General features: G+C 66.7%; 1 protein-coding gene. It reads left to right on the top strand.

Annotated features, from left to right (window positions below):
• A partial coding sequence (locus tag XH87_RS08400) for a chemotaxis protein CheA (protein WP_442868245.1) occupies positions 1–825 on the top strand: 825 nt, incomplete at both ends.

Raw genomic sequence — 825 nt, 5'->3', positions numbered from 1 at the left:
GCGCTGATCGAGCAGACCCTGGAGCGCCCGTTGCGTCCGGGCGAAGTCTCGCTCGACGAGCTCGAGCGCGCCTTCCGCGAGACCGCGATCGAAGCGCCGGTGCCTGCGCCGGTTGCCAAGGCCGAGCCCGCTGTTGAAGCGCCGGCCACCAAGGAAATTGCCAAGGAAGTCGCGAAGGAGGCCGCAAAGCCTGCCGCCAGGGAGAAGGCCGCGCCGAAGAAGTCGATGGCCGACGAGACGGCGAGCGAGGGCGGCAGCATCGCCAACCAGTCGATCCGCGTCAACGTGGATACGCTGGAGCACCTGATGACCATGGTCTCCGAGCTGGTGCTGACCCGCAACCAGCTGCTGGAGATCTCCCGCCGCAACGAGGACACCGAGTTCAAGGTGCCGCTGCAGCGCCTGTCCAACGTCACCGCCGAGCTGCAGGAAGGCGTCATGAAGACGCGCATGCAGCCGATCGGCAATGCCTGGCAGAAGCTGCCCCGCATCGTCCGCGATCTCTCCAGCGAGCTCGGCAAGCAGATCGAGCTGGAGATGCACGGCGCCGACACCGAGCTCGACCGCCAGGTGCTCGATTTGATCAAGGACCCGCTCACCCACATGGTGCGCAACTCCGCCGATCATGGCCTCGAGACCCCCGCCGAGCGCCTCGCCAGCGGCAAGGGCGAGCAGGGCACCATTCGCCTGTCCGCCTATCACGAGGGCGGCCACATCATCATCTGCATCGCCGACAACGGCCGCGGCCTCAACACCGAGAAGATCAAGGCCAAGGCGCTCTCGTCGGGTCTCGTCACCGAGGCCGAGCTCGAGAAGATGAGCGAG

Source organism: Bradyrhizobium sp. CCBAU 53415 (assembly GCF_028128735.1).
GTDB lineage: Bacteria > Pseudomonadota > Alphaproteobacteria > Rhizobiales > Xanthobacteraceae > Bradyrhizobium.
Note: the sequence above shows the minus strand (reverse complement) of the source record. Positions and strands in the feature narration are given on the sequence as shown.